Annotated in this window: 24 protein-coding genes and 1 pseudogene; 11 read left to right on the top strand and 14 right to left on the bottom strand. The window is 62.0% G+C overall.

Annotation, left to right across the window (positions count from 1 at the left end; genetic code table 11):
- Window positions 1–5: 5 nt before the first annotated feature.
- From E5W70_RS05095 to E5W70_RS05120, 6 genes are all read right to left on the bottom strand, one after another.
- Window positions 6–1,097, bottom strand: a complete 1,092-nt coding sequence (locus tag E5W70_RS05095; protein WP_292654734.1) for a methylenetetrahydrofolate reductase — start codon at window positions 1,095–1,097, stop codon at window positions 6–8.
- A complete protein-coding gene (locus E5W70_RS05100) occupies window positions 1,094–1,717 on the bottom strand; it encodes a methylenetetrahydrofolate reductase C-terminal domain-containing protein (protein ID WP_292654737.1) in 624 nt (207 codons plus the stop codon). The genes E5W70_RS05095 and E5W70_RS05100 overlap by 4 nt, the downstream gene beginning before the upstream one ends.
- Window positions 1,710–2,012 (bottom strand): virulence factor, encoded by a 303-nt coding sequence (locus E5W70_RS05105; protein WP_292654739.1) that lies wholly within the window; start codon window positions 2,010–2,012, stop codon window positions 1,710–1,712. Before E5W70_RS05105 ends, E5W70_RS05100 begins: the two co-directional genes overlap by 8 nt.
- 236 nt (window positions 2,013–2,248) lie before the next feature.
- Window positions 2,249–3,160: a fatty acid desaturase gene (locus E5W70_RS05110; RefSeq protein WP_292654742.1), complete on the bottom strand. Its 912-nt coding sequence runs from the start codon at window positions 3,158–3,160 to the stop codon at window positions 2,249–2,251.
- A 43-nt stretch (window positions 3,161–3,203) separates the two neighbouring features.
- The gene (locus E5W70_RS05115; protein ID WP_292654745.1) at window positions 3,204–3,986 is read right to left on the bottom strand and encodes a formyl transferase; all 783 of its coding nucleotides are present in this window, start codon (window positions 3,984–3,986) and stop codon (window positions 3,204–3,206) included.
- Window positions 3,987–4,060: 74 nt separating this feature from the next.
- Window positions 4,061–4,636, bottom strand: coding sequence for a DUF4893 domain-containing protein (locus tag E5W70_RS05120; RefSeq protein ID WP_292654748.1), 576 nt, complete (start codon window positions 4,634–4,636; stop codon window positions 4,061–4,063).
- 122 nt (window positions 4,637–4,758) lie between these two features.
- On the opposite strand from E5W70_RS05120, the gene E5W70_RS05125 reads away from it, so the two are divergent.
- Complete coding sequence (locus E5W70_RS05125; RefSeq protein ID WP_292654751.1) at window positions 4,759–5,706, top strand: NAD(P)-dependent oxidoreductase; 948 nt, start codon at window positions 4,759–4,761, stop codon at window positions 5,704–5,706.
- Window positions 5,707–6,222, top strand: a complete 516-nt coding sequence (locus E5W70_RS05130; protein ID WP_292654753.1) for a hypothetical protein — start codon at window positions 5,707–5,709, stop codon at window positions 6,220–6,222.
- 59 nt (window positions 6,223–6,281) lie between these two features.
- Here the strand turns inward: E5W70_RS05130 and E5W70_RS05135 are convergent, their stop codons facing one another.
- A complete protein-coding gene (locus E5W70_RS05135) occupies window positions 6,282–6,911 on the bottom strand; it encodes a DUF1638 domain-containing protein (protein WP_292654756.1) in 630 nt (209 codons plus the stop codon).
- A 64-nt stretch (window positions 6,912–6,975) separates the two neighbouring features.
- Here E5W70_RS05135 and E5W70_RS05140 point away from each other — a divergent pair, with 64 nt between their 5' ends.
- Window positions 6,976–7,116, top strand: coding sequence for an EncA/B family entericidin (locus tag E5W70_RS05140; RefSeq protein WP_292654758.1), 141 nt, complete (start codon window positions 6,976–6,978; stop codon window positions 7,114–7,116).
- Window positions 7,117–7,199: 83 nt separating this feature from the next.
- Here E5W70_RS05140 and E5W70_RS05145 read toward each other — a convergent pair whose 3' ends face one another.
- On the bottom strand, window positions 7,200–7,898 hold the full coding sequence (locus tag E5W70_RS05145; RefSeq protein ID WP_023676506.1) for a B12-binding domain-containing protein: 699 nt from the start codon (window positions 7,896–7,898) through the stop codon (window positions 7,200–7,202).
- Window positions 7,899–8,206: 308 nt separating this feature from the next.
- Here E5W70_RS05145 and E5W70_RS05150 point away from each other — a divergent pair, with 308 nt between their 5' ends.
- The 5 genes from E5W70_RS05150 to E5W70_RS05170 all read left to right on the top strand — a co-directional run bounded on the left by E5W70_RS05150 (window position 8,207) and on the right by E5W70_RS05170 (window position 14,171).
- Window positions 8,207–9,781 (top strand): trimethylamine methyltransferase family protein, encoded by a 1,575-nt coding sequence (locus E5W70_RS05150; RefSeq protein ID WP_292654762.1) that lies wholly within the window; start codon window positions 8,207–8,209, stop codon window positions 9,779–9,781.
- 106 nt (window positions 9,782–9,887) lie between these two features.
- Entirely contained in the window at window positions 9,888–10,559 is a 672-nt protein-coding gene (locus tag E5W70_RS05155) for a hypothetical protein (protein WP_292654765.1), read from the top strand.
- A 104-nt stretch (window positions 10,560–10,663) separates the two neighbouring features.
- The gene (locus E5W70_RS05160; RefSeq protein WP_292654768.1) at window positions 10,664–11,419 is read left to right on the top strand and encodes a dienelactone hydrolase family protein; all 756 of its coding nucleotides are present in this window, start codon (window positions 10,664–10,666) and stop codon (window positions 11,417–11,419) included.
- Between the two features lie 68 nt (window positions 11,420–11,487).
- Window positions 11,488–12,048, top strand: coding sequence for an RNA polymerase sigma factor (locus E5W70_RS05165; protein WP_292654771.1), 561 nt, complete (start codon window positions 11,488–11,490; stop codon window positions 12,046–12,048).
- A gap of 2 nt (window positions 12,049–12,050) precedes the next feature.
- Window positions 12,051–14,171: a VWA domain-containing protein gene (locus E5W70_RS05170; protein WP_292654774.1), complete on the top strand. Its 2,121-nt coding sequence runs from the start codon at window positions 12,051–12,053 to the stop codon at window positions 14,169–14,171.
- A gap of 150 nt (window positions 14,172–14,321) precedes the next feature.
- On the opposite strand, the gene bmt is transcribed toward E5W70_RS05170, so the two are convergent.
- Both bmt and E5W70_RS05180 read right to left on the bottom strand, forming a co-directional pair.
- Window positions 14,322–15,338 (bottom strand): betaine--homocysteine S-methyltransferase, encoded by a 1,017-nt coding sequence (gene bmt, locus E5W70_RS05175; RefSeq protein ID WP_292654777.1) that lies wholly within the window; start codon window positions 15,336–15,338, stop codon window positions 14,322–14,324.
- Between the two features lie 88 nt (window positions 15,339–15,426).
- The gene (locus E5W70_RS05180; RefSeq protein WP_292654779.1) at window positions 15,427–16,269 is read right to left on the bottom strand and encodes a helix-turn-helix transcriptional regulator; all 843 of its coding nucleotides are present in this window, start codon (window positions 16,267–16,269) and stop codon (window positions 15,427–15,429) included.
- Between the two features lie 228 nt (window positions 16,270–16,497).
- Between E5W70_RS05180 and E5W70_RS05185 the strand changes: the two genes are divergently transcribed.
- Entirely contained in the window at window positions 16,498–17,508 is a 1,011-nt protein-coding gene (locus E5W70_RS05185; protein WP_292654782.1) for a fatty acid desaturase, read from the top strand.
- Window positions 17,509–17,590: 82 nt separating this feature from the next.
- A complete protein-coding gene (locus E5W70_RS05190; protein WP_292654784.1) occupies window positions 17,591–18,391 on the top strand; it encodes a PhnD/SsuA/transferrin family substrate-binding protein in 801 nt (266 codons plus the stop codon).
- A gap of 134 nt (window positions 18,392–18,525) precedes the next feature.
- Here the strand turns inward: E5W70_RS05190 and E5W70_RS05195 are convergent, their stop codons facing one another.
- The 4 genes from E5W70_RS05195 to E5W70_RS05210 form a co-directional block, all read right to left on the bottom strand.
- Complete coding sequence (locus tag E5W70_RS05195) at window positions 18,526–19,839, bottom strand: Xaa-Pro peptidase family protein (protein WP_292654850.1); 1,314 nt, start codon at window positions 19,837–19,839, stop codon at window positions 18,526–18,528.
- Between the two features lie 25 nt (window positions 19,840–19,864).
- On the bottom strand, window positions 19,865–21,442 hold the full coding sequence (locus tag E5W70_RS05200) for a glycosyltransferase family 39 protein (protein ID WP_292654787.1): 1,578 nt from the start codon (window positions 21,440–21,442) through the stop codon (window positions 19,865–19,867).
- 88 nt (window positions 21,443–21,530) lie between these two features.
- Entirely contained in the window at window positions 21,531–24,116 is a 2,586-nt protein-coding gene (locus tag E5W70_RS05205) for an FAD-dependent oxidoreductase (protein WP_292654789.1), read from the bottom strand.
- Between the two features lie 168 nt (window positions 24,117–24,284).
- Complete coding sequence (locus E5W70_RS05210) at window positions 24,285–25,862, bottom strand: trimethylamine methyltransferase family protein (RefSeq protein ID WP_292654791.1); 1,578 nt, start codon at window positions 25,860–25,862, stop codon at window positions 24,285–24,287.
- Window positions 25,863–26,070: 208 nt separating this feature from the next.
- Here E5W70_RS05210 and E5W70_RS05215 point away from each other — a divergent pair.
- Window positions 26,071–26,273: pseudogene (locus E5W70_RS05215) on the top strand (MFS transporter); the annotation flags it as partial.

Below are 26,273 nucleotides of genomic sequence, written 5' to 3' on the forward strand. Positions count from 1 at the left end.
TGCTGTCAATGCGCGGTCTTGACCATGTCGACCTGGGTTTCGGTGAGGTCGTCATGCAGTATGTGGTCGAGCCGGTCGGCAACGAGCTGGTCGTCGCGGCGGATTTCGCGCTTCCACGGCCGGCGGCCCTTCAGCACGCCGGACTCGTCGACGATCTCGGCGACATACTCTTCCTGGCGATAGGCCATCACATGGACGCCGGACACACCTGGAATTTCCTTCACCTCATTGATGATGTCGATGCAGAGCTGCTTGCCTTCCTTCTTCTGATCCTGAGCGCCTTCCAGGCGCTTGACGATCTGATCGGGAATGTGAATGCCCGGCACGTTTGAGCGGATCCATTTGGCCGTCTTGGCCGAGGCCAGCGGCCCGACGCCGCACAGGATGAAGCATTTCTCGGTATAGCCGAGATCGCGGACCTTCTGCATGTAGGCGCGGAACATCGGCACGTCGAAGCAGTACTGGCTCTGCACGAACTGCGCGCCGGCGGCGATCTTCTTGCCCAGCCGATAGGGACGGAAATCGATCGGCGGCGCGAACGGGTTGATCGCAGCGCCAAGGAAAAGCTGCGGCGGCGTCGTGAGTTTGCGGCCGGACAGGAATTTGCCGTTATCGCGCATGATACGGCAGGTTTCGAGCAGCGACATGCAGTCGAGATCGAACACCGGCTTGGCACCAGGCTGGTCGCCGGCCTGCACGCCGTCCCCAGTCAGGCACAGCATATTGGCGACGCCCATCGCAGCACCCCCAAGCACGTCGCCCTGGATGGAAATGCGGTTCCTGTCGCGGCAGGCGATCTGCATGATCGGGGCATAGCCCATGCGGGTCAGCAGCGCGCAGATGCCGACCGACGACATGTGGCAGTTGGCCCCTGAAGCGTCGACGGCATTGATGGCGTCGACCCAGCCGTCGAAAATCCTGGCGCGGTTGTAGACGTCTTCCGGATCGGCGCTGTCGGGCGGATTGAGTTCGGTCGTCACTGCGAACTCGCCGCGCCTGAGGACGCGTTCCAGCCGGCCACGCGAGGTGTGGCCGGGCAGGGGATCGAGCGGCAAATGGATGCCGGCCGGATTCTCGTCTGGCTGGCGGCCGATCATGCCGACGTTCCGGTGCTGGTAGTGTTCTGGGCCGCATTGCGGGCGGCCGCGGCCTGCGCGGTCACCCGCAGCCAGGCGGAGGTTTCGCGCAAGGACTGATCCACCGGCTTCTGCACGTCAAAAATCTTGTCGCGATGCACCATATTCTGCGAGCCTTCCCAGGCCTTGACCCAGACGCAAGGCATGTCGGGCTCGACCTCGCAATTGCCGTTGGCGCGGACACCGCCGCAAGGGCCGTTGCGCAATTGCTTGGGGCAGTTCATCGGGCACGACATGCCGGTCGAGGAAAGAATGCACTGGCCGCACATGCGGCAGTCGAACATGAATCCCTTGACGCGCTTTTCGACGAATTTCACGGGCCCTTCGACACGGCTGTAGCCGATGCCCTTCCACAGCGGATGGAGGAGCAGGAACATGTCGGCGAATTTGCCGTAGAACCATTCGAGCAGCCGCGAATGCCGCACAGACCAAAGGCGTACCGCGAAAGAGCGCTGCACTCGCCGCTGCGGCGACACGTCGGCCGGCTTGTAGTCGGATTTCGGCGCCGCCTTCTTGACGATGGTCGCCTGGGTCACGCCGGCTTGAGCCGTCGTCACCGGCATTGATTGGGGATCAGACATTTTCTTTGCCGCCCGCCTTGACCAGAGCGACCAACCGCTCACGGTCGTATTTCGCATCGAGCTCCCGAAGAGCCTTCTCGGCCTCGGCTTCAAGATCGTCACTGACTGGGACGGGCTCTGCCTTGCGCCATTCGGCAAGATAGTCGTCGGTGCCGCCGGCGCCAGTGCGCATGGCGCACATGTCGATCGCCTCGGTGAAGCGCAACGGCAGTTCGCGCTTGGCGTTCTGCCGGCCCTTCTTGACGATGACCTGGGCGGGGATGTCGCGCCAGAAGACGACGATCAGATCGGCCATGAATTCCTGCTCCTGTAGGGCGCCGCGCGTCCAATCGAACGCACAAACGATGCTCTACCACCTAACTCCGCTGCATCGTGCCCTGCGAAGATCGATTCCGATCTCTTGGGCCGATGCAGTGGTTTCGAGCATTGCCGGAAGCGCTGTTGGGCTGCTTGTTATGGGACGACGCGGGGGCCTTCAAAAGCGACGCAATCAACGGCCGCGGTTGAAAGTGGAGTTTCTTCCAGCGCTGGTCAGCCGGCGCGGCCATCGAAGCTGCCGACCAGCTTCCTGTGGAAGCGCATGTAACCTCGTTCGGTCGTGCGTAGATGCTCCGCGACGATCTCATGGAAGCGCGGCAGGCTGTGGAAGGGAACGGCCGGATAGGAATGGTGCTCCGAATGGTATGGCATGTTCCAAGCCACGAAGCGCACCAGCCTTGTGGTGAAGGTGGTGCGGGTGTTCTCGAGCATGTTGGCGACATGCGGGCACAACGCGTGCTCGGCCAGCAGGTAGGCGCGCAAAAACGGCTGTCCTACCAGCACCGGCACGATCCAGACCCACAACAGCAGCGCCGACTGCATGGCGAGAATTGCGGCCAGCAACGCCGCATAGCCGATCAGGAACAGCCGTGCTTCGGCAACCACCTTGCCGCGACCCTTTTCCGGTACGAATTCGTCGCGGTTGCGACCAGCCGCATTGGTTGCGATCACACGAGCCATAGCTATCCAATAGGGGCCGCCGGACAGATAGCGCAGATATTGGCCGATGGTCTCCGGCTTCGGGGCCATCAGTTCGGGGTCGTTGTCCGGGTCGTGGGTGTGGCGGTGATGGGCGAAATGGAAATAGCGGAACCATGCGGGTGGCAGCAGGATCAGGAAGCCGGCCACGGCGGCAACAGCGCGATTGAGCCACGCCGTTCTGAACGCCGTTTCATGGATGGTCTCGTGCAACGGCGTGAAGAAGAAGACGATCAGGATCCCCTGCGGCAAGACGAGAAGCGGCCAGAACGGGATGCGGGCGGCGATCAGTGCGCCCAGCACGACAACCAGCCCGCCATGGACGACCAGCCGGACAATGCCTGGCCCGTCGAGCCGGGCGGTGAGGTCGCGACGGTCCTCGACCGAAAGGCCGGCGATGATGGTGCGGTGGTTGATGTCGCTCATGATGCAATGTTAGTGGCGGGTGGCTGTCCGGTAAATCGGCGCGTCACCAGACGCCGTTCCTTATCCCGGTCCAGAGATAAAACCAGACCGTCGGATGATACCATTGTTTCGAAGGCAGGCCGGGATCCACCGTGCCGAGCTTGCCGGCCAGCGCATCCCTGACCGCTTCGACGCAGATGTCGCGCGAGAACGCTGCCTGCCGCAACGCGTAGCTTGAAATTGTGTCGCCCGGCTGCGGTTTGCCACGCGTCTGCCGCAGCACGCCGCCAGTGTCGACGCCGGCGTCGACCAGATGCACGGTGGTGCCGAAGTTTTCCGCATCGCCTGAAGCCAGCGCCCAGTAGCCGCCGTTCATGCCACGATATTTCGGGGCGATGCCGGCATGGTAGTTGAGGACCGGGCAAGGGATTTTCGCCAGCGTCTGCCGCGACAGCAAGCGGCAGCCGGCGAGCAGCACGACACCCGGCTGGATTTCCTCGATCGCCTGCAGGCACTCCGGCGCGTTGGCCGACGAGACATGGATGATCTTTTGCCCAGGCTTCGGTTCGGTTTGCAGCTTCTGCTCGGCGGCGAGCCGTGCTGCGTGGCCGGCGAAGAAGTGCTTGCCGAGCCGGGTCAGCATCATCGTGCCGAGTTGACCGACGGCCGAGGTCCAGCCTTGCCGCCGCGCCCGCCCGAGAAGCAATTGCTTTTTGGATTCAGGAGCTTCGAGGATGACGCTGACAGGCGCGAGGTGGTCGGCGATGGCGTTGACGATCGCCCAGATATGCGGGCCGCCTTCGGTGATGACGACGATCGGCCGTTGGTTTGGTTTCGACCGTGCCATATTTCGCGACCCAACAAGACCTGTTCTCTGCGCGCGAATGCTAGGCTGAGCGGGTCAACCGTTGGTGATAGGGCTCAGCGCTTGAATTCGAGGATGTCGAGCTTCGATTCGTAGTGGGGCGCCGGGAACTCGATACGCCATTCGCTGGCGCTGTTGCGGAAGGCATAGCCGACCTGATCGCTTTCCGGGCCGCTGCCGTAGGGCTTTGCCGGATCGTCGTTGACGTAGAAGGAACCGAGATAGATCGCGCGTTTCTCGCCATCATCGAAGAAGCGGCCCTTGGTGCGCTGCGAGCCGGTGATCTTTTCCAGCCTCCAGCCGGAACCGTCGTCGCTCACCTTGCATTTGAACCAGCCATAGATGACGAGCGGGCTCAATCCGCCGGCCTTGATGGTGCGGCATTGCCAATTGCCGGTCAGGTCCTTGTCGGAGAACGAAACCAGCGGCTTTGCCAGCAAGGCGTCGAGCTGCTTGACCTCGGCGGGATCGCCGGCCTTCGCCTCGTCAAGCGCTGCCTTGCGCGTCTCGCCATATTTGTCGAGCCGCGCCTTGTCGGCAGCCGTTATCAGCTTCTGCACCTCGCCATCGGCGAACGCGGGCATAGTCAAGCAGAGGACAGTTACTGCGGCAAACATGAGGCGAGCGATCATTGGTGGCGTTTTCCCTTTTGATGGCTGGAGCAGCCTGTTTTCTTGTCTGGCGCATACCTTAATGTTTCGCCGCGTTCTGTCATCCGTGCCTGAGCATCGACAGCAGAAACGAGGTGGAAAGAATGCGGATCTTGCTGACGGGATCGTCGGGTTGGCTCGGCAGCGCCTTGTCACCGCGCCTGCGGGTTCTTGACCATGACGTCACCGGCCTCGATCCCGTTCCGTCCGCCGAAACGCGAATCGTCGGCTCAGTCGCCGATCGCGACCTGGTCATGAGGGCGGTCGAGGAGAACCGCATCGAGGCCATCATCCATAGCGGCGCGCTGCACAAGCCTGACATCGAACATCGTCGCAAGGAGGATTTCGTCGAGACGAATGTGCGCGGCACGCTCAACCTGCTCGATGCGGCCTCTGCATTCGGCGTTCAGCGCTTCATCTTCACCTCGACGACATCGCTGATGATTTCCCAAACCATTCGCGCCGGCGGGGCGCGCATGGCGGCGTGGCTGACGGAAGACATGTCGCCTGAACCGCGCAACATCTACGGCGTCACCAAGCTTTCAGCCGAACACCTCTGCCGGCTCTATCATTTGCAGTTCGGCCTGCCGGTGATCGTGTTGCGCACCGCCCGGTTTTTTCCCGAGGCGGATGACATGGCGCATGTGATCGAACAGTCTGACGCCAACACCAAGGCCAATGAGCTGTTGTTCCGCCGGCTGACGGTAGAGGATGCGGCCGACGCCCACATCGCTGCTCTGGAGAAAGCGCCGCAATTGGGCTTCGACATCTTCATCATTTCGGCGCCGACACCGTTCCAGCCCGACGATTGCGCGGCATTGATCGCCGACGCACCGTCGGTCGTTGCGCGCTATTTTCCGGATTATCCGGCAGTCTACACGAAGAAAGGCTGGACGATGTTTTCGTCAATCGATCGGGTCTACGACGCGTTGCGGGCGAGGGGACCGGCTGGGTTTCGTCTGCAAGACGAGCTTTGCCGATGTGCTCGCCGGGCTTGTGGCGGAATAAGAGCGCAGGTATTCGTCAGGACTGCGCGTCACTGGGAGAGGTAGTTGGGAGTAACAATCCACTTTGAAGGACAGTTACGGGGTCACGAGCAATATGCTGCTTTGCTGCACGAAGCCAAGGCGTTCGCCACTGCGCGAGACTGGCCGGTGCGCGAGATCGATGAGCGCGAGAAGACGCTCAATCGAGTCATTGATGAACGAAACGCGGACTATATTGGCCCTGTGTTTGGAATAGAGCTTCAACCGCATCCCAATTCGGAACCGCTGCGGCTTGAGTTCGACAAGCACCTCTTCGTTCAACAATATTGTAAAACTCAGTTTGCAGGTTCAGGCGCTCATATCGAGATCATCAGGTTTCTTCGCGAAATTACTCGCTTGTTCTCCAGTCTCTATGTCGTCGATGAAGGGGAGTATTGGGAGCGAAGTGATCCGTCAATTCTGCAAGGTAATTTCGACAATGTCGATGCAATGCTTGCCGAAATATTGCTTAAAGATCCAACCGCGCGGGGGCCGATCCGCCTTGAAACCGGGCGCATCATCGATGTCACATCGGATCGGTGAGGCGGTGGGCGAAAATGACCGGCAGCCTCCGGCAAACGCTTAGAGGACGCTATTTCTTTTTACGAATGTGCTGACGCGCTGGCCAGTTCCTTCGTCAGGTCACCATAGCCGGTCGAGCGCCGCTCATAGGCGAGGCCGAGCATTTTCGCCGCCTTTTCGGCGACCTTGTCGAGTTCCGGGTCGTTGGTCTGAGCGATATAGATCAGCTTCTCGTAGTTGCCGAAATAGTCCTTGATCAGCTCCGGGTGCTTGTCGAGGCCGAGCGGCTTCATGAAGAAGGCATCGAATTGCCGGCAGAGGAAATCGGTCATGTAGAACGACATCATGTCGTCATCGGCAACTTTCGCATAGGCATCCATGCCCTGGTAGAAGGCAAAGCAATGCGGCCCGGCCATGCGCTCGACGCCGTGCTTCTCGCAGATCCGATCGAGCAGGCCACCCGTGCCGCAATCGGCATAGCCGACGAAGATGTGTCTGTAGCCATCCGCCCTGGCCTTGGCGATTGCCTTGTCCATGGCCGGCGCGATGCGGTCCGGATAGAAATGGAACTCCGCCGGCAGGCAGGTCAGGTCGAGATGGTCGAGCCCGAGCTGCTCCTTGACCGCCAAAACCTCGCGCGCAATCATCCCGCAGGCAATGACGAGCAGCCTGTCGCCTTGATCGGATTGTTGTTTTCGCGCGGTAGTCATGGAACCAGTCTAATCCATCTTCGTTGCTGTCCAGCGAATTTATATGCTGAGGGAGACACCATTCATGAAATTGTTCCGCGTCGCGCCAATCGCTATTCTCGCCTGCGCCTTGGCTGTTTCGGCCTGTGCCAACACGGTGCGCGGCGTCGGCAAGGATCTCAAATCCACTGCGAAGGCGGTTGACGATACCGTCAAGAAACCCTGATCTGCACGATTTCAAACATTTGGGAATAAAAAAGCCGCACTGCAAGGCGCGGCTTTTCTCGTCAGCGGCGAATTTATTGACTCTCAGGCCGAAGCGCGGACGTTGTGCTTGCGCTTCATGAAGTCCTTGGCGGTCTCGACCGCCACCGCGGCGTCGCGACAATAGGCGTCGGCGCCGACGGCTTTGCCGAATTCCTCGTTGAGCGGCGCGCCGCCGACCAGCACGACATAATCATCGCGAATGCCCTTTTCCTTCATCGTATCGATTACGACCTTCATGTAAGGCATGGTCGTCGTCAGCAGCGCCGACATGCCGATGATGTCGGGCTGGTGCTTTTCGATAGCATCGAGATATTTTTCGACCGCATTGTTGATGCCCAGGTCGATGACATCGAAGCCGGCGCCTTCCATCATCATGCCGACCAGGTTCTTGCCGATGTCGTGGATGTCGCCCTTGACTGTGCCGATCACCATCTTGCCCTGCTTCGGCGCGCCGGTGGCGACAAGCAGCGGACGCAGGATGAACATGCCGGCCTTCATCGCGTTGGCCGATAGCAGCACTTCGGGAACGAACAGGATGCCGTCGCGGAAATCCTCGCCGACGATGCGCATGCCTTCGACCAGAGCCTCGGTTAGCACCTTGTAAGGCGCCCAGCCGCGCTCGAGAAGGATATTGGTGCCTTCCTCGATTTCTTCCTTCAACCCGTCATAAAGATCGTCGTGCATCTGCTGCACCAACTCGTCATCGGAGAGTTCCGAAAGGATGATCTCGTCGTCGGCCATTTTTTCTCAGGCTCCTTGCCGGCTACAACTATCGCGGCAGCTTAAAAATATCGCGTCAATACCTAACCCGCACGGGCCGGTTGTCCATAGCTGATTTGCGACTTCCCGCAAAACGAAAGCGACCGTAAATCTCTTGGAATTCTTGTCGATTTTGCGACAGGCGTTGGCGCTGGCGGGCCGTTTCGAATAGGGTGCATGGCTACGATCCGGCCAGAGACCGCAATATGCGGCCGCAAACGGATTTCAGGCCGGTACAAGAGCCCGGCCGGAGTAAATCAGGCCAGAACGAAAGCCAGGGAAGAACGATTATGAGTGAGAACGCGCCGGTCGATCAGGAAGCGTCAAACGCACGGCGCGGGCGCGCTGCCAGCGGTGGCGCCGCAGCCCGACGGGCTGCGCGTTCGGGCGGCGGCCCCGGCACACAGCTCACCTATATCAAGCGCAAGATCAACGTCTATGAAGTGCTGGACGAGGAAGGGCTGGCGCTGATCGAAAAGAACACCGACACGGTGCTCGAAGAGATCGGCATCATCTTCCGCGACGACGCCGAGGCACTGCAGCTTTGGAAAGAGGCGGGCGCCGACGTCAAGGGCGAGCGTGTGCATTTCCCCAAGGGCCTCTGCCGCTCGCTGTTGAAGACCGCGCCGTCGGTCTACACCCAGCACGCCCGCAACGGCGAGCGCTCGGTGCAGATCGGCGGCAACGCGACCGTGTTCGCGCCGGTCTATGGACCGCCCTTCGTGCGCGATCTCGACGGCGTCAGGCGCTATGCCACGATCGAGGATTTCCGGAATTTCGTGAAACTCGCCTATATGGCGCCGTCGATCCACCATTCGGGCGGCACGGTTTGCGAGCCGGTCGACGTGCCGGTCAACAAGCGCCATCTCGACATGGTCTACAGCCATATCAAATATTCGGACAAGCCGTTCATGGGTTCGGTGACCGCGCCCGAGCGCGCCGAAGATACGGTGGCAATGGCCAAGATCGTGTTTGGTGACGATTTCGTCGAGAACAACACGGTGCTGACCAGCCTGATCAACGCCAACTCGCCAATGGTGTTCGACGAGACCATGCTGGGGGCGCTGAAAGTTTACTCGCGCCATAACCAGGCCTGCATCGTCACGCCGTTCATCCTTGCCGGTGCGATGAGCCCGGTGACGGTCGCCGGCACGCTGACCCAGGTTTTGGCCGAGGTTCTGGCCGGGGCGTCGTTCACCCAGCTGATCCGGCCGGGTGCGCCGGTGCTGTTCGGCACCTTCGCCTCGTCGATCTCGATGCAGTCGGGCGCGCCGACCTTCGGCACGCCGGAGCCGTCGCTGGTTTCTTATGGCGCCGCGCAGCTCGCCCGCCGGCTAGGCCTGCCGTTCCGCACCGGCGGCTCGCTCTGTGCCTCAAAAATCCCCGATGCGCAGGCCGCCTATGAGAGCGCCAACACGCTGAACTCGACGATCCTCGCCGGCACCAACTTCGTGCTGCATTCGGCCGGCTGGCTCGAGGGTGGTCTCGCCTCCTGCTACGAAAAGTTCATGATGGATATCGACCAGCTCGGCATGACGCAGAAGTTCTCCGAAGGCGTCGACCTGTCGGAAAACGGTCAGGCGATGGATGCCATCCGCCAGGTCGGCCCGGGCAGCCACTACCTCGGCTGCGACCATACCCAGGCGAATTTCCAGACCGCGTTCTACCGCTCCAACATCGCCGATAACAATTCCTACGAGCAGTGGCTGGCCGAAGGCGAAAAAACCGCGCCGCAGCGCGCCAACGAGCTCGCCCGCCGCTGGCTGGAAAGCTACGAGGCGCCGTATCTCGACCCGGGCATCGACGACGGACTGAAGGACTTTATTGCCAGGAAGAAGGCGTCGATGGCCGACGCCTTCACCTGAAAGGAGCCCGAATCAGGCGGGGCTAAAGTCGCCAACATCATCCACAAGGAAGTCTGGCGGAGTGCCTTCTCCGACCCGGACAAGAAGGGATGATCCCGAGCGCGGCATGACTGAAACAATCGCGGCTGCGCTTTCCGCCCACGGCCTCGTGCTTCGCGGCGGCTTCAATTTTGCAGGCGCTGAGGAGACACCTTCCGGTCTCTCCGGCGCTGCCGCCAGATCCGCCCTGCTGGTGGGGCAGGCGAGTGCCGCACCTTGGCCGCACTTCCTGCGCTGGCTGGAGAAACAGTCACAGCCAATCGCCGATCCGCTCGACAGATGGTCGCGCGAAGTGATCGGCGCCGTGGCCGAAAGATTCGGGGCACGCGCGGTGTCGCCGTCCGACAGGCCTTATCTGCCATTCCAGCAATGGGCGATGCGTGCGGAGGGGCTGAAGCCGTCACCGCTCGGCATTCTCATGCATCCGCAATACGGGCTCTGGCATGCCTATCGCGGCGCGCTGCTGTTCGACGACGAAATCGCGCTCCAAGAGCCCCGCGACGTGATTCACCTTTGCGATACATGTTTGGAAAAACCTTGCCTGAGATCCTGTCCGGTCGAGGCTTATTCTGCGGATGGGTTTGCGCATGAAACCTGTCTTGCCCATGTGCGCGGGCAAAACGGCGCGCCTTGCCGAACCGGCGGCTGCCTCGATCGCAACGCCTGTCCTTACGGTGCCGATTATCGCTATCCGGCCGAGGTTCAGGCCTTTCACATGGCAGCATTCGCGCGTCTTTAGCGTCGCCGAATGCCGCACGAAATCTTGAAGGAGATCGCCTCATTACAGCTTGCCGCGACGGTCACCGCAGATATCTATCGCACGACTGATCAACGGAGCGGATGATGGCCACGCAAGCGATGCAGATCAAGACAAGCGACGGCATTGCCAAGGCCCGGCTGTTCCGTTCGGCGGCCCCAGCCAAGGCAGCGATCATCCTCTACATGGACGTTTTCGGTCCGCGACCGGCGCTCGATCAGATGGCGGAGCGGCTTACGGGCGAGGGCTATGCGGTGCTTGTGCCGGACCTCTTTTACCGCAATGCGCCCTACGGTCCGTTCGATCCCAAGACTGCGTTCGGCGACGAGAGGAGCAAGGCCGCCATCACAGGTCTCCTCGGCGGCACGACCCAGGAGATGACGATCCGCGACAGTGGCGCTTTCCTCGATGTGCTCGCTGCCCAGGGCCTAACCGGGCCGGTCGGCATTGTCGGCTACTGCATGGGCGGAGCGCGGGCGCTGAACGCCGCGGCCAGCTATCCCGATCGCATCGTTGCCGCAGCCAGTTTCCATGGCGGCAATCTGGCTGGTGACGCGGCCGACAGTCCGCACCGGAAGGCCGCCTCGCTCAAAGCAAGGGTCTATATCGGCACTGCCGGTGTGGACCGCAGCTTTCCGCCTGAGCAATCGGCGCGGCTGGCAGAAGCACTGCGCGCCGCCGAAGTCGACCATGTCATCGAGAACTATGCCGGTATGGCGCATGGCTGGTGCATGCCGGACCATAGTGCCTTCGATGCAGCCGGCGCCGAACGCCACTGGAAGCGGCTGACGACGCTGTTTGCGGAGACGCTCGGCCAAGGCACGCCAACCATTACGACGTGACAGCCCGCCAAAAAATTCTTTCCATCGCCCCAAGGAACCGCCATTAGCCTTCGTCCAACAGGCAAATGATGGCGATGATGCTGGACGAAAGCGAAGCCTCCGACGCCGAACTGATCGGGCGGGCGAAAGGCGGAGACCGGGGTGCTTTCGGCAAGTTGCTCGAAAGGCACTACGGTTTCGTCTATCGCGCCGCCTATCGCTGGTGCGGGAAAAAGGCCGACGCCGAGGATATCGCCCAGGAAGTGTGCGTTCGGCTCGGCCGGGCGATCCGCGACTATCACGGCAGCGGTGCCTTCACGACGTGGCTCTACACCATGACGCTGAATGCGGCGCGCGACATGATGCGCAAGACCGCCCGCGAGACGATAAAGACCGAGGCTTATGGCGCTTATGCACTGATTTCAGGAGAGGCGTCGTCCGAGGCGGAAGACCCGACCGAGGCGCTCTGGGCAGCGGTGCGCAAGCTTCCGGACAAGCAGCGCGATGCGGTGCTGCTGGTTTATGGCGAAGGGCTGAGCCACGCCGCCGCCGCCGAGGCGATGGCGATCTCGGAGACGACGGTTTCCTGGCACATCCATGAGGCGAAGAAACGGTTGAAGACGCTGATGCGTTCAGCCGGGGAAGTGTGACCATGGTCGACGACAATCAACTGAACAGGCTGCGCGATATCGCAGCACCGGCGCCCGACGCGGATGCAAAGGCGCGTGCCCTCCAGGCCGCGCTGCGCGCCTATGACATGGAAGAAAAAACTTTACCGGCCGCCCAAGGATCGGCAGGCGGGCTTCGTCTCACAGAGCGAGCACAAAGGCTCTGGAGCGAAATCATGCAAAAGAAACTCTTCGCCACGCCGGCCATTGCCGGGCTCGTTGCCCTGCCGATCGCCGGATACGCTACCATCTATATGCTGGGAGAATCCAAATTCGGCGGCCCCGAATTCGGTGGGGACGATAAGATCACCGAAACGCTGGCTGACAAGCCGGCGACCGTCAAACCGTCGGTCGTTGCCGAAGCGGACAAGCAGAAGAAGGCGGACGCCGACGGTGAAAGCCGCGACACCGGCGAGGCGCTTGTGGCGCCGACATCGCCGCCGAAAGCGGAATCGACCGCAGTCGGCGGGTTGACGCAGCAGGATGTGCTCAGCCGCAATGCTCCCGAACCGGCGCAGAGCAGCGAGCTTGCATTGAACGGCGGTGCAAGCTCCGCGGCTCCGGCCGCCGACGGCGGCGCGCGGGTCGGACGCATGCCTGGCACGGTTGCCGATTCCAAGCTGATGGCACAACAGCCTGCCGCTGCGCCGGCCGACCAGATGCTGCCGCAAGAGGAAAACCGCGACCGCGTCGAGAATTTCAAGACCAACCCGGTGCATGCCGCACTTGAAGACCCGGTCTCGACCTTCTCGATCGATGTCGACACCGCTTCCTATTCCTTCGTCCGGCGCTCGCTGAAGGAAGGTTTTATTCCGCAGGCCGATATGGTGCGCGTCGAGGAGATGGTCAACTACTTCCCCTATGACTGGAAAGGCCCGGACTCCGCCTCGACGCCGTTCAATTCGACCGTCAGCGTCATGCCGACGCCGTGGAACGAGCACACCAGGCTGATGCATGTCGCCATCAAGGGGTTCGACGTGAAGCCGGCCGAGCAGCCCAAGGCCAATCTGGTCTTCCTGATCGATGTGTCGGGCTCGATGAACGAGCAGGACAAGCTGCCGCTCCTGCAGTCGGCCTTCCGGCTGCTGGTCAACAAGCTGAGACCTGACGACACCGTCTCGATCGTCACCTATGCGGGCGATGCCGGTACCGTGCTGGAGCCCACCAAAGCTTCGGAAAAGGACAAGATCCTCGCTGCCATTGACAATCTGACATCCGGCGGCTCGACGGCAGGTGAGGCCGGCATCAAGGAAGCCTACAGGCTGGCGCAGAAATCCTTCGTCAAGGACGGCATCAACCGGGTGATGCTCGCTACCGATGGTGATTTCAATGTCGGCCAGACCGACGATGACGATCTGAAGCGGCTGATCGAAAAGGAGCGCAAGACAGGCGTGTTCCTGTCGGTGTTCGGCTTCGGCCGCGACAATCTGAACGACCAGATGATGCAGACCATCGCCCAGAACGGCAATGGCACCGCTGCCTACATCGATACGTTGGCGGAGGCCGAGAAGGTGCTGGTCGAGGATGCCTCCTCGACACTGTTCACCATCGCCAAGGACGTGAAGATCCAGGTCGAGTTCAACCCGAACAAGGTCTCGGAGTACCGGCTGATCGGCTACGAAACCCGCGCCTTGAACCGCGAGGATTTCAACAATGACCGAGTCGATGCCGGCGAGATTGGCTCAGGCCATTCGGTCACCGCGATCTACGAGATCACGCCTAAGGGCAGCGGCGGCGAACAGATTGATCAGCTGCGCTATGGCCAGGCCTCGGTGAACAATGGCGGTGTCGCCAATGCCGACGAATATGCTTTCGTCAAGATCCGCTACAAGCTGCCGAACGAGGACACTTCGAAGCTGATCACCACGCCGGTGACGTCAGCCAACGAGGTGGCGTCGTTCGACCAGGCCAGCACCGACCAGCGTTTCTCCGTTGCGGTCGCTGCCTTCGGCCAGAAGCTACGCGACGAGGACGCGACCGCGAAGTTCGGCTACGACAAGATCATGGAGATTGCCACCGCCGCCAGAGGAGCCGACCCGTTTGGGTACCGGTCCGAGTTCCTCTCGCTTGTGCGCCTTGCCCCGGCGCTCGGCGGCAACCGGTAGTGGCAATGATGGCCGGTTTCTTTCAGATGGGATCGTTCTGATAGGGGGAGCCGGCCTACGGGCGGGTGAGGCAGGCCGGCGAGGGAAACCTTGCCGGCCTTTTTTTCGCGGCTGCACTGCTTCGCGCGGAGCGCGTCACAAACGAAAGCGTCAGGCGCGTCCGCGGCGCCGCTCGCGGCGGGCTTCGCTGGTCTCGGCGACGTTGACCGTCGCCTGCTTGTTGCGCATCGGGCCGATGCGTTCGACGATCTGCTCGACGGTCGGGCGATCCGACTTGGTGTGCGCATCGAGCGCCTTACGCATGGCGGCAAGGTGCTGGAACGAGGTGCCGCAGCAGCCGCCGACGATTTTGGCGCCGGCATCGACGGCGAGGCGCACATAGTCGGCCATCAGCTCGGGTGTGCCGGAATAGTAGATCTCGGCACCGCGAAATTCGGGAATGCCGCAATTGCCCTTTACGATCACCGTTGCTTCCGGCTTCGCCTCGGTCATGTCGAGCAGCGAGGCGAGAATGTCGGAGGCGCCGACACCGCAATTGGCGCCGACACCGAGCGGTGTCTGCGACAGGCCATCAACGACGCCGTGGATGTCCTTCGGCAGCAGCCCCATCATGGTGCGGCCGGCGGTGTCGAAGGAGCCGGTATAGGTATAGGGCAAGCCGACGCGGATGGCGGCTTCGGCGGCGGCACGGATCTCGTCCGGCGCCGACATGGTTTCGATCCAGGCGACTTCGGCGCCGCCGGCCTTCAGCCCCTCGATCTGCTCGGCAAAGGCCTCGACCGCCTCGTCATAGGTCATGGCGCCGAGCGGCACCAGAAGCTCGCCGGTCGGGCCGACGGAGCCGGCCACGATCACCTTGCGGCCAGCCTTTTTTGCAACGGCGCTCGCGATCTCGGCGGCGCGCTTGTTCAGCGCGTAAACCCGGTCCTGCGCATGGTGCAGCTTCAACCGATGGCGGGTGCCGCCAAAAGAGTTGGTCAGGATGATGTCGGCGCCGGCATCGACAAAGTTCTGGTGCAGGCTGGTGATTGTGTCGGGCGCGGTCTCGTTCAAGAGCTCGGGAGCCTCGCCGGCCTCAAGACCCATGGCGAACAGATTAGTGCCGGTGGCGCCATCGGCGAGCAGGACGCCCTTTTCGGCAAGCAGAGCGTCGATCGGATTGGTCATGTGAAATACGCCTTCCCGGAAGAATAACTGAGATAAGGATATAAAGAATTCTTTATGTGCCGTCAATGTTGGCGCGGAGAGCAACCGGTCAAAATCGCATCTCCGCCAGCTTTCGTGTGAAGCTGGCCGCTTCATGCGCGTTGACGTCCGCGGCGCGTATCAAATTGTCGAAATGGCTGGTCAGGGTGCGGATCGGCTGCGTGGCGTTCAGCACCAGATACATGTCGCCGACGTAAATGGCGGCGCGATAAGGCCCAAAGATGGTGTAGGGGATCGAATAGCGCATCCGCCCGTCATAGAGAAACAGGCGGAAGGTGGGATAGAGGTCGTCGAGCAGTGTCGCCATGTGCAGGAGTTGCTGGTGGCGGTCGGCCTCCGGAAAGCGGTCCCACACGCCCAGCGCGCGCGCGAAGATCTCCAGCGTGTGGCGCGGCATACAGACTTCCATGTCGGTTTCGGGCCGTCGGTTGTAGTCGATGCGGTACTGCGTTTCGCCGGCCTGTGCTTCGCGGCTCTTGTTGGCGATGACGGCTTCGTAGTCGACAAGCGCCTCGGTGCGCAGAAGATCGGGAATGCCGGCCGGCACGTAGCGAATTTTCGTTCCCGCCGCCTCGGCATGCCAGCGAGCCAGCAGCGTGCGGTCGAAGCCGTCCGGCGCCTCCTCGATCTCAAGGCTCTCGCGGATTTCACCGGTGACGCCCTCGTCGTGGCTGAGGCCGAGCAGCCAGTCGAGCGAGACTTTGAATTCGGCGGCGATGTTGAGCAGCGTTTCGGCGCGGGGAAGGCGGGTCGAGGCGCCGGAGAGCAGCTGCGACAGTGCCGAACGGTCGATGCCAACCGCGGCGGCGAAGGCTGATTGGTTCAAATCGGACCTTGTCAAGAGCATTTTCAGGCGCTCGCGAAAGATCGTCGACAGGTCGCGCTTGTCCAAATCTCTACTCTCCCTGACGTGAGCAAAAATTTGCGCCGAAGCGGTCTACATGGCGTTTCGAGCGCAAATGAATCTACGGGCTTGTTTACGATAGATAACATCTGCAGCTGAAAATGCGCAATCGCAACAGTTTGTGCGCTTTATCGCGTTGCGGCGACGCAACGCTCCTGACACAGTGTTGTCAGGAATCAAACGGGTTCCGGCGACTGGAAGGCAGTGGTCGATAGCATGACGAGCATGGGCAATAGGCGACACGGCGCAGCGGCCATCGAATGGCCGACCGTATTTCTCGCACTTCTCTGCTACGGCGGCTGGCTCGCTACCGGCTTTCTGCTCTGGCCATCCTACCCGCTGCTGGCACTCGCCTTTCTGACCCTGATTGCGGCGCTGCAATCCTCGCTGATGCACGAGGTCCTGCACGGCCACCCAACCCGGAATGCGCGGCTCAATGAAGCCCTTGTTTTCCTGCCGATTGGCCTTGTCTGGCCGTTTCGCCGATTCAAGACCATTCATCTGCGCCACCATGCAGACGAGCGCCTGACCGATCCGCTCGACGATCCCGAAAGCTATTACAAGGCGCTCTGGCAGCACGAGGAGCTGCCGTCGGCGATGAAATTCCTGCTGAAGGTCAACAACACGATGATCGGGCGTTTGGTGCTCGGTCCCTGGCTTTCCTGCATCGGCTTTTTCATTGACGACGCCAGACAGGTTGCCGCGGGCGACAATTCCATACGCAAGGCATGGCTGCTGCACGCGATCGGCCTCGTCGTGGTGCTGCCTGTCGTGCAGTTCGGCTTCGGCATGCCGTTGTGGCTCTACATACTGGTGCCGGTATGGCTGGGGCAGTCGCTGATTTCGATCCGCACCTACGCCGAGCACCAATGGTCGGAACATCCGGAAGGCCGCACGATCATCGTCGAGCGCTCGCCGCTGTCCCTCCTGTTCCTCAACAACAATTTGCATTTCGTCCATCACAAGAGCCCGACGGTGGCCTGGTACAGGCTGCCGAAACTGTTTCGCGACCGCCGCGACGAGTGGCTGCGGATGAACAATGGCTACGCCTATCCGAACTATTTCGCGCTGCTCAAGGCCTATGCCTTCAAGGCGAAGGAGCCGATCGTCCATCCCGTGCTGCGGCGCATGCCGGAACCGGGCCGTGCATTCAAGCCGCGCGTCAGGGCACGCAGCCTCAATGGACTTGGCAGCGCACCGGTACCCGCCGAGCCGCCGAAAGAATGATTCTTGCGTTGTTGCAGGCGGTTCCGCGCGGACGACGCTTTTCTGAACTTGTCAATTTCCGGCATAACGGTCAAATCCCGGCATGAGCGAATTCATTGCGGCTTTGCCGATGTACGACTGGCCGGAAGCGCGGGACGAGGTCGACGCTCAATGGGCGCGGCTGCGTGATCTTTTCAGACAAAAAGGCATCGACGCGCCGGAGACGATCATCCGCCGCAATGGCGATTTGCCTCCAGTGCCTGGCGGTATCCGCGACGATCAGGGAAAACCCGTCGCGCCAGATCCGGTGACATTGCCGCCGGACGAGCTGGATTTTCACCGGCTCTGGCTGCACCCGGCGCTGCTCTTTGCGCAAACCTGTTGGGGACCGATGGAACTCGGCCTGTCGCAGCGTGTCCAGCTCGTCGGTCAGCCGCGTTACGACGCCTTCGAGGGTGGACAGGGCGAACTCTATTCGAGCGCCATCGTCATGAGGGCTGGCGAGGCATCGCCGGCAAGGTCGCCGGCCGACGGCGGCGCCGTCATTCCGCTCGATCTGCTACGCGGCAAGCGTTTCACCTTCAACAGCCTCGATTCCATGTCGGGCATCGTCGCGCCAGCCCGCGACCTGCAAGCATTGGGCGAGAGTCTGGATATCTTTTCCGCGCTGAGCGAAAGCTGTGGGCACCGTGCTTCGATCGTTGCCGTTGCCGAGGGCAGGGCGGACGTGGCGGCGATCGATTGCGAGAGCTGGGCGCTGGCGCAGCGTTTCGAGCCAGCGGCGCAGAAGGTGACGGTCGTCGGCTGGACAAGGCGGCGCAAAGGCTTGCCGTTCATCACGGCCAAGACAACGCCGGAAACGATCGTCGCTGCGATGCGCGAGACGATCGCGGCGCTCACGTAAAGCGCATCGCGTTCGGTCGGCCTCATGTGACGCGCTTTAGATTCTTGTTTCATGCATGTCGTTATCGCAAAACCGCTGCACACCCTCGGGTCAAGCCCGAGGGCATGCTTTTGCGCGACATGCATTAGCTTCGCTCAGCCGCCAAGCAGCCGATTGTCGAGCGGGTAGGTCGAAAGCTTCTCGTTGCCGGTCTCGGTGATCAGGATCTGTTCCTCGATCTTGACGCCTTCGTAGCCGCCAAGCCGGCCGATATAGCTCTCGACGCACAGCACCATGCCCGGTTCGAGAACGCCGTCCGGTGTGTCGTCGGTCCAGTCGCTAGCATGCGGCAAAGTCGGGTATTCGTCGGCAAGGCCGACGCCGTGATAGAGCACCCCGTAACGGGCCGGGAAGCAGTCTCCCGGTGGCACTGACGAGCCCTCGACGAGGTCGCGGAACGATATGCCCGGCCGCATCAGCTCCGTGTTGTGGGCGATCTGGTCGGCTGCGATCCGGAACAGGCCGCGCTGCTCCTGCGACGGCGGCGCGTCACCGCAAAGCCAGGTGCGCGAAAGGTCGGCGCAGAAGCCGTAAGGACCGATCAGGTCGGTGTCGAAGGCGACGAGATCGCCGGCCTCGATCGTCCGCGACGAACACTCCTGGAACCAGGGATTGGTGCGCGGACCCGACGACAAGAGCCGGGTTTCGATCCATTCGCCGCCGCGCGCGATGTTTCCGCGGTGGAGTTCGGCCCACAATTCGTTCTCGGAAATCCCCGGCCTCAGCGCCTGCTCCATCTCACCCATCGCTGCCTCGCAAGCGACGATCGCCCGGCGCATGGCAAGGATCTCGTCGGGCGATTTGATCAGCCGCGCATTTTCCAACACCGCCTCGCCATTGCCGGTCGAGATGCCGAGACGGGCGAGCTCTTCGATGCCCTCGGGATTGATGTGATCGACGGCGATACGGCGATTGCCGCCGCCATGTTCCAATACCAGCTCGGCGATGCCGGCTGCCCAGCGGCGGACTTTTTGACCGGTCAGCTCGCCGCTGTAGAGGTAAGCCCACGACACCGCCGGCCGCACCTCGTCGACGACGCCGGAATGATCGGAAAGGTGCTCGCACGAGAAATAGTCGAACAGCACCACCGGCCCATCGGTGGCGACGAAACAATGCCTGGTCCGATTGTGTGCGACCCAGAGCTGCATGTTGGTCGCGTCAGTCGCGTAGCGGATATTGACCGGATCGTAGAGTAGGGCTCCCGCATAGTCGCGGCGCTTCAGCTCGGCGCGGATGCGCTCGAGCCGGTATCGGCGCATGGCGGGCAGGTCAGGAGCAGCAATGCCCGCCGCCTGCCATTCGGCTTCCGCCAGCGCTCCATAGCCCAGCGCATGCTGGTTGAGTTCAGCGGCCTTCAGCCGCGATTTCTTGCGCAGCACATCGTTCGAGCCGTCCGGTTCGAACGGCATGATCTTGCGGTGATGACGGGGCCGGTCAGTCGGGTTCCTGTCCACCCTCGGCTCCTCCGCTAACGCCTTCCTTGGGCGCCGTGGCTCCTCCCACCGCCATTCTCTTCAATCTTACATAGGCGCCAGGCCGGGCGGACTTGTCGGTGCCACGCAACAGCGGAACCATCATTTGCCGTGGCTGGCCGTCCGGCTCATAGCCGGCCGCTTTGAGCTGCTCCAAAATGACCGGCCGCGGATCGTCGCGGTCAAGCCAGACGAGTACGGCCGGCTCCTGCATCAGCGTTTCGAAATTAGGCACTTCCTGGTCAAGTGCGACCAGTTTTTGGTCGACCAACCGCAGATTTCCGACCCATGCACCATCAGATATTGCGGTTTTGACCGGTCCGTCCGCAGTCAATTGGCGATAGAGGGCGGGGTAATCCACGCGGATCATGCGCGACAGTCCACTGGTCCCGTTTATCTGGACGTACCAGGTGGCGGGGGCGAGCAGCACGGCGATGATCGCTCCAGCCGAGATCACCAGGAGCTGCGCATTCCTGCCGCGCGGCGCCAGCCGTTCCATGGTGGCGACGATGGCCAGCGGCAACAGGAACAGGACGGGCAGCAGCCAGCGGTCCTTGACCACCGTCACGCCGGTAGCCAGTACAAGTATTGCCAGCATGACCAAGCCGAGCGCCAAGGTACGCCACAACAGAATTTCCCTGGCCGAACCTTTCGGATGTCGCTCGGAGAAACGGAACTTCGCCAGCCAGAAGGCCAGGGCGGAAACGAGCACCGGCAAGACCGCGAAATTGAAGGTCCCCATGACAAACTTGCCGGCGCCGACAAAGGCCGCCGCCATGCGCTCTTGTTGCGAGTCAATTCCGAACTTCTCGCCTCTCGACAATAAATCGGCGGGATGCATGAGGCTCCAATAGGTGGTTGGCGCCAGCACCAATACCGCGACCGCTATGCTGATGGCGAACTTCGGATCAAGGATCGCGCTGCGCCATTCGCGCAGCGACAGCACGGCCGCAACAAGGGCCACCACGAGGAAGACATCATTATATTTGGCAAGAATTGCCGCCGCCGTGGCCAGGCCAAACGCCGCATAGGCGATCATGCTTCGCCGCTCGAGAAGATAGGCCATGGCGAGCAGGAGCAGCGAGCAGAAGCCGACGACGGCGACGGAATGCGACAAGGCGCGCTGCGATTCCCAGACGATCTGCGGGATCGTAAACAGGCCGAACATGGCCGCCGCCGCTGTCGCTTTGGTGTAGCCGAACCGCCGCATGGCGGCGAACACGCTACAGGCGGCAAGGAACAGCACGGAGTATTTGACGAGCTTCAGCGTGAAGATACTGGTGCCGAAAACATGCGCGGCCAGCCAGTTGATCCAGGTGTACAGGGGTGGTTGCGAGCCGCCATATCCAGCCCAGAGATACGGAACATAGATCAGCTGCTCCGCATCATCGATGCCGACGCCGGTTCCCGCCCAAGAGCTCAACAGCGACAGTATGATGGTCTGTAAGGCAAAGTAAGCCGCGACCATGACGATCGCCGCCGGGAACGGGCCGATCCGTCCCTCGGCCAGCCAGTCGGCCCATCTCAGATTGTACTTCAATGAAATCTCATCGCCCTTGCCAGCAGAGTGTTGCCGGCTGCGCTAGCATGAAGAGTATGCTCCGCACAATGCGACCGGCTGGCTGCGCCTACGTCCTCATCTTTTCGCCGCTCGGGTCGAAGGGCGGCTCGACATTGATGCGTGCCGGCCGCCGGTGTCCAAGGATTTCGACTTCGAACAGCCCGGCGCTCTCGTTCTCGGCAAGCGCTGCCGGTACATAGCCTTGCGCCATCGACTTCTCGACATAATGCGCATAGCCGCCGGAGGTGACCCAGCCGACCACGCGCCAGTCGCCGTCGACAATGCCGCGCACGGCAGACGCGCCTTCGGCGGCGTTCGAGCCGCGCACTTCGTTACCACCCGCATCGAAGCGCGGCGCGCCATAGCCATGCGGCTTTTCCACGGTGCCGTAATCCTTGCCGCCGACCTTGGCCCAGATCGGCTCATCGCCCATGACGTCTGCATCCGCGGCATCGACGATGAAGGAGACACGGCGCAGTTTCGGCCCTTCTGCCTGTTCCCTGGCTGCTGCTTCCCGGCCGATGAAGTCGTTCTTCTCGAGCTTGATGAAGCGGTCCATCGAGCCTTCGAAGGGTCCGTAGATCGGCCGTAACTCGCGGAACCAGGTCGGGAAGTTCTTCTCAAGCCGCATCGAAAGCAAAGCGCGCATGCCGAAATCGACGATGCCGAACGCTTCGCCAGCCTCCTTGATCGCCTTGTAGACCAGGCGCTGGTAGGCGGGCGCCATCCAGATTTCATAGCCGAGGTCGCCGGTGTAGGTGATGCGGTTGACCATGCAGGGCGCGCCGCCGACCGCCATTTCGCGGAAATCCATGAAGCGGAAGGCCTTGGTCGAGATGTCGACATCGACCAGCTTCTGCAGCAGGTCGCGGGATTTCGGCCCTGCGATGGAGAGACCGACCAGCGTCTGGTCGAAGCGGTGGATGCGGATGCTTCCATCCTTTGGCAGATGCTTCTCGAACCAGCGCATGTGGTATTTTTGCGCTGCCGAAGAACCCCAGATCATGAAGCGGTCTTCCCCAGCCCTTGGGCCCGCCTTGGCGATGGTGAAGTCGCCGATCAGTCTGCCGAACTCGTTCAGCATCGGCGTCAGCACGATGCGGCCGGTCTTTGGCATGCGATTGGTCATCAGCCGGTTGAGGAAGTCCTCAGCCCCTGGTCCGGAGACTTCGTATTTGGCGAAGTTGGCGATCTCGGTGACGCCGACCCTCTCGCGGGTGGCGCGCACCTCCTCGCCGATCGGACCGAAATCATTGGAGCGGTGGAAGGACACTATGTCCTTCGGCTCCGAGCCTTTCGGCGCGAACCAGAGCGGGGTCTCGAGGCCCCAGCTATCGCCCATGACGGCATTATTGGCGATCATCGTGTCGTAAAGCGGAGTCGTCTGCGCTGGTCTTGCCGCCGGCAATTCCTCGTTGGGAAAGCGGATGGAGAACCGGCGCGAATAATTTTCGCGCACCTTTGCGTTGGTATAACGCAGCGTTGCCCATTCGCCGAAGCGCGCAACGTCCATGCCCCAGACGTCGAAGCCGGGGTCGCCATGGACCATCCAGTTGGACAGCGCCAGGCCGACGCCGCCGCCCTGGCTGAAGCCGGCCATGACGGCGCAGGCGCACCAGAAATTGGTCAGGCCCTGCACCGGGCCGACCAGCGGGTTGCCGTCCAGCGCGAAGGTGAAGGGGCCGTTGATGATCTGCTTGATGCCGGCTTTCTCGATGCCGGGAAAATGCTTGAAGCCGATCTCGAGCGATGGCGCGATGCGGTCGATGTCGGGCTGCAGCAGTTCGTGGCCGAAATCCCACGGCGTGTTGACCGGCGACCACGGCTTGCAGGCCTTTTCATAAGTGCCGAGGAGGATGCCGTTGCGCTCCTGGCGGGTATAAATCTCGCCCTTGAAGTCGAGCACGCCGATCATCTCGCGGCCGGTCGACTTGTTGAATTCCTCGACCTCCGGCATCGGCTCGGTCAAAAGGTACATGTGCTCCATGGCCAGCACCGGCAGTTCGACCCCGACCATGCGGCCGATCTCGCGCGCCCACAGGCCGCCGCAGTTGACCACATGCTCGGCTTTGACTGTGCCTTGCTCAGTGACGACGTTCCACGTGCCGTCGACCTCCTGCGTCAGTTCCACGACGCGGTTGCGCAGTACGATCTCGGCGCCTAGCTTCCTGGCGGCCTTGGCATAGGCATGGGTGGTGCCGGAAGGGTCGAGATGGCCCTCGACTGGATCCCACATGGCACCGACGAAATTCGTCTCGTCCATCAGCGGGAACATTGCCTTGGCTTCGGACGGCGTGATCAGTTCTGTGTCCATGCCGAGATAGCGGCCCTTGGCGTGGGCGAGCCGAAGGAAGTCCATGCGCTCGGGCGTGTCGGCCATCATCACGCCGCCGGTCAGGTGCAACGAGCAGGATTGGCCGGAAATCTCCTCGATCTCTTTGTAGAGCTGCACCGTATAGGCCTGCAGCTTGGCGACGTTGGGATCGCCGTTCAGCGTATGGAAGCCGCCCGCCGCATGCCAGGACGAGCCGGAAGTGAGCTCCGAACGCTCGATCAGCATGATGTCGGTCCAGCCGGCCTTGGCCAGATGATAGAGCACCGAGCAGCCAACGACGCCGCCGCCGATAACAACCGCTTTTGCATGAGATTTCATGAAGATAGTTCCGTTTTTGAAGAGATTGAATCGAGTGAGCGGGGCGCGAAAACAAAGCGGAGAAGGGCGCCGGCTGGAATAATCTCACGCCCTTGCTCTACCCCGTCGATCGGGGGAGCGGTGTCGAGCGAAGCTCGACGGAGTGGGGGTCGACTACTCATCAGATGATCAAAAATCGGTCGGCGCGCCGCCTTCGGCCCGGCGCTTGTCGACGAAAGCGTTGAGCTCCTCGCGGATTGCCGGATCCATGTAGGGCTCTTCATAGGACGCCAGCCGTTCCTTCCAGACGCGATTGGCCTTTTCGAGCGCCGTCGGCGATCCGGCCTCCGCCCAACTCTCGAAATTGCGCCAGTCGGAAATGATAGGCGCATAAAAGGCGGTCTTGTAGCGGTCCTGCGTGTGCTGGGTGCCGAAGAAATGGCCGCCGGGGCCGACCGACTGGATGGCGTCGAAACCGAGCGCTTCCTCGGAAAGATCCAGCGGCGTCAGGAACTCGGCGACCATCTGCAACAGGTCTATATCGAGGATGGTCTTCTCATAGGAGCAGCGCAGGCCGCCTTCGAGCCAGCCGGCGGCATGCATCATCAGATTGCCGCCGCCCTGGATGGCGCCCCACAGCGAGAACACGCTTTCATAGGCGGCCTGCGCGTCGACCGTGTTGGCGGCGCAGGTGTTGGAGGTGCGGTAGGGGATGTTGTAGCGGCGGGCGAGCTGTCCGCCCACCAGCTGCGCCTTCATATATTCCGGCGTGCCGAAGGCCGGCGCGCCGGACTTCATGTCGACATTCGAGGTGAAGCCCCCGTAGCCGACCGGCGCGCCCTTGCGCACCATCTGCGCGAAGGCGATACCGGACAGCGCCTCGGCATTTTGTTGCACCAACGCGCCGGCAATCGTCACCGGCGCCATGGCGCCGGACAGGGTGAACGGCGTCACGATGACCACCTGACCCTTGCTCGACATCTGGATAATGCCTTCCATCATCGGCACGTCGAGCTTGAGCGGCGAATTGGTGTTAATGATGGTGAACACCGACGGCTCTGCGAGCAGCTGCTCATGACTGATGCCGCGTGCGATCCTGGTGATCTCTATGCCGTCGACATTGCGTTCCTTGCCGAGCGAATAGATGTGGAACATCTTGTCGGTCAGCGTGGCGAGGTCACGGATGCATTCGAGGTGGCGGACGGACGGGTGGATGTCGATCGGCTCGACCGGATAACCGCCCGTGCAATTCAATATGTTGTGCATCTGCGCAAGCTTGAGGAAGTTGCGGTAATCCTGCTGGTTGCCCGGCCGACGGCCGCGGTCGACGTCGGAGCAATTGGGTGCCGACGCCATCATCGAGATGATCAGATTATCGCCGCCGAAGCGCACATCGTGCGCCGGGTTGCGGGCGTGGATGGTGAATTCCGGCGGGCAGTGCGCAACCAGTTCCAGGATCATGTCGCTGTCGAAGCGCACCCGCTCGCTGCCTTCGCGGACATCGGCGCCATGCGCCTTCATAATGCGCCGGGCTTCGTCATGCAGCACGTCGACGCCGATTTCCCGCAGCACGCGCAGAGAGGCGAGGTGGATGGATTCCAGCTCGTCGTCGGAAACCAGCCGCGTCGGCGCCAGCGGGTTCTTCAACTGCCGAAACGGCGGCTGTTCGAACGCCGCCGATCCGCCGGCACGCTTTCCCGCGCGGCCGCCGCGACGGGCGCGATCGTTTGCCAATGCCGGTTCGGCGGGCTGAAGGGCGGCGGTCATGATAATCCTCGTACGCTGCGGCAATGCAGCGGCATAATGGACTGCCGGCTGGCCGGCCATTGCGGAGGCGGCGACCACTAGGACGAGGGAAGCGACATGCCCTGGGGGCAGCCGGCGGGATCGTCAGGCTCTTATCTCTTCCGGCTGGCGCAAGCGGTTTTCGTTGCCGGTGCTTACCGCGATGAAAGCGAAACGCTAGTCCTGCATCATGGACCGGGCGGAACAGAGCAGCGGCGAGATAGTGCAATGGGCGGCGATCACCGGCGTGATCGCCACCGTCTCGGTGTTCGCCATCGCGCAAGGGCTGAGCTATCCGCTGTTGAGCTTCATCCTGCAGCGCCAGGGCGTCTCGCCGGCCATGATCGGCCTGTCGGCGGCAATGACGCCGATCGGCTTCATCGTCTCGTCGCC

This window comes from Mesorhizobium sp. (assembly GCF_005063415.1).
Lineage (GTDB): Bacteria > Pseudomonadota > Alphaproteobacteria > Rhizobiales > Rhizobiaceae > Mesorhizobium.

What these genes read in the sequence shown, in the direction of transcription:
- E5W70_RS05095 (WP_292654734.1), bottom strand. Translation starts at nt 1,097, where the DNA reads ATGATCGGCCGCCAGCCAGACGAGAATCCGGCCGGCATCCATTTGCCG.
- E5W70_RS05195 (WP_292654850.1), bottom strand. Translation starts at nt 19,839, where the DNA reads ATGCCGTTCGAACCGGACGGCTCGAACGATGTGCTGCGCAAGAAATCG.
- E5W70_RS05205 (WP_292654789.1), bottom strand. Translation starts at nt 24,116, where the DNA reads ATGAAATCTCATGCAAAAGCGGTTGTTATCGGCGGCGGCGTCGTTGGC.
- E5W70_RS05150 (WP_292654762.1), top strand. Translation starts at nt 8,207, where the DNA reads ATGAGTGAGAACGCGCCGGTCGATCAGGAAGCGTCAAACGCACGGCGC.
- E5W70_RS05125 (WP_292654751.1), top strand. Translation starts at nt 4,759, where the DNA reads ATGCGGATCTTGCTGACGGGATCGTCGGGTTGGCTCGGCAGCGCCTTG.
- E5W70_RS05100 (WP_292654737.1), bottom strand. Translation starts at nt 1,717, where the DNA reads ATGTCTGATCCCCAATCAATGCCGGTGACGACGGCTCAAGCCGGCGTG.
- E5W70_RS05160 (WP_292654768.1), top strand. Translation starts at nt 10,664, where the DNA reads ATGGCCACGCAAGCGATGCAGATCAAGACAAGCGACGGCATTGCCAAG.
- bmt (WP_292654777.1), bottom strand. Translation starts at nt 15,338, where the DNA reads ATGACCAATCCGATCGACGCTCTGCTTGCCGAAAAGGGCGTCCTGCTC.
- E5W70_RS05155 (WP_292654765.1), top strand. Translation starts at nt 9,888, where the DNA reads ATGACTGAAACAATCGCGGCTGCGCTTTCCGCCCACGGCCTCGTGCTT.
- E5W70_RS05105 (WP_292654739.1), bottom strand. Translation starts at nt 2,012, where the DNA reads ATGGCCGATCTGATCGTCGTCTTCTGGCGCGACATCCCCGCCCAGGTC.
- E5W70_RS05165 (WP_292654771.1), top strand. Translation starts at nt 11,488, where the DNA reads ATGGCGATGATGCTGGACGAAAGCGAAGCCTCCGACGCCGAACTGATC.
- E5W70_RS05110 (WP_292654742.1), bottom strand. Translation starts at nt 3,160, where the DNA reads ATGAGCGACATCAACCACCGCACCATCATCGCCGGCCTTTCGGTCGAG.
- E5W70_RS05210 (WP_292654791.1), bottom strand. Translation starts at nt 25,862, where the DNA reads ATGACCGCCGCCCTTCAGCCCGCCGAACCGGCATTGGCAAACGATCGC.
- E5W70_RS05185 (WP_292654782.1), top strand. Translation starts at nt 16,498, where the DNA reads ATGACGAGCATGGGCAATAGGCGACACGGCGCAGCGGCCATCGAATGG.
- E5W70_RS05115 (WP_292654745.1), bottom strand. Translation starts at nt 3,986, where the DNA reads ATGGCACGGTCGAAACCAAACCAACGGCCGATCGTCGTCATCACCGAA.
- E5W70_RS05145 (WP_023676506.1), bottom strand. Translation starts at nt 7,898, where the DNA reads ATGGCCGACGACGAGATCATCCTTTCGGAACTCTCCGATGACGAGTTG.
- E5W70_RS05190 (WP_292654784.1), top strand. Translation starts at nt 17,591, where the DNA reads ATGAGCGAATTCATTGCGGCTTTGCCGATGTACGACTGGCCGGAAGCG.
- E5W70_RS05120 (WP_292654748.1), bottom strand. Translation starts at nt 4,636, where the DNA reads ATGATCGCTCGCCTCATGTTTGCCGCAGTAACTGTCCTCTGCTTGACT.
- E5W70_RS05140 (WP_292654758.1), top strand. Translation starts at nt 6,976, where the DNA reads ATGAAATTGTTCCGCGTCGCGCCAATCGCTATTCTCGCCTGCGCCTTG.
- E5W70_RS05135 (WP_292654756.1), bottom strand. Translation starts at nt 6,911, where the DNA reads ATGACTACCGCGCGAAAACAACAATCCGATCAAGGCGACAGGCTGCTC.
- E5W70_RS05170 (WP_292654774.1), top strand. Translation starts at nt 12,051, where the DNA reads ATGGTCGACGACAATCAACTGAACAGGCTGCGCGATATCGCAGCACCG.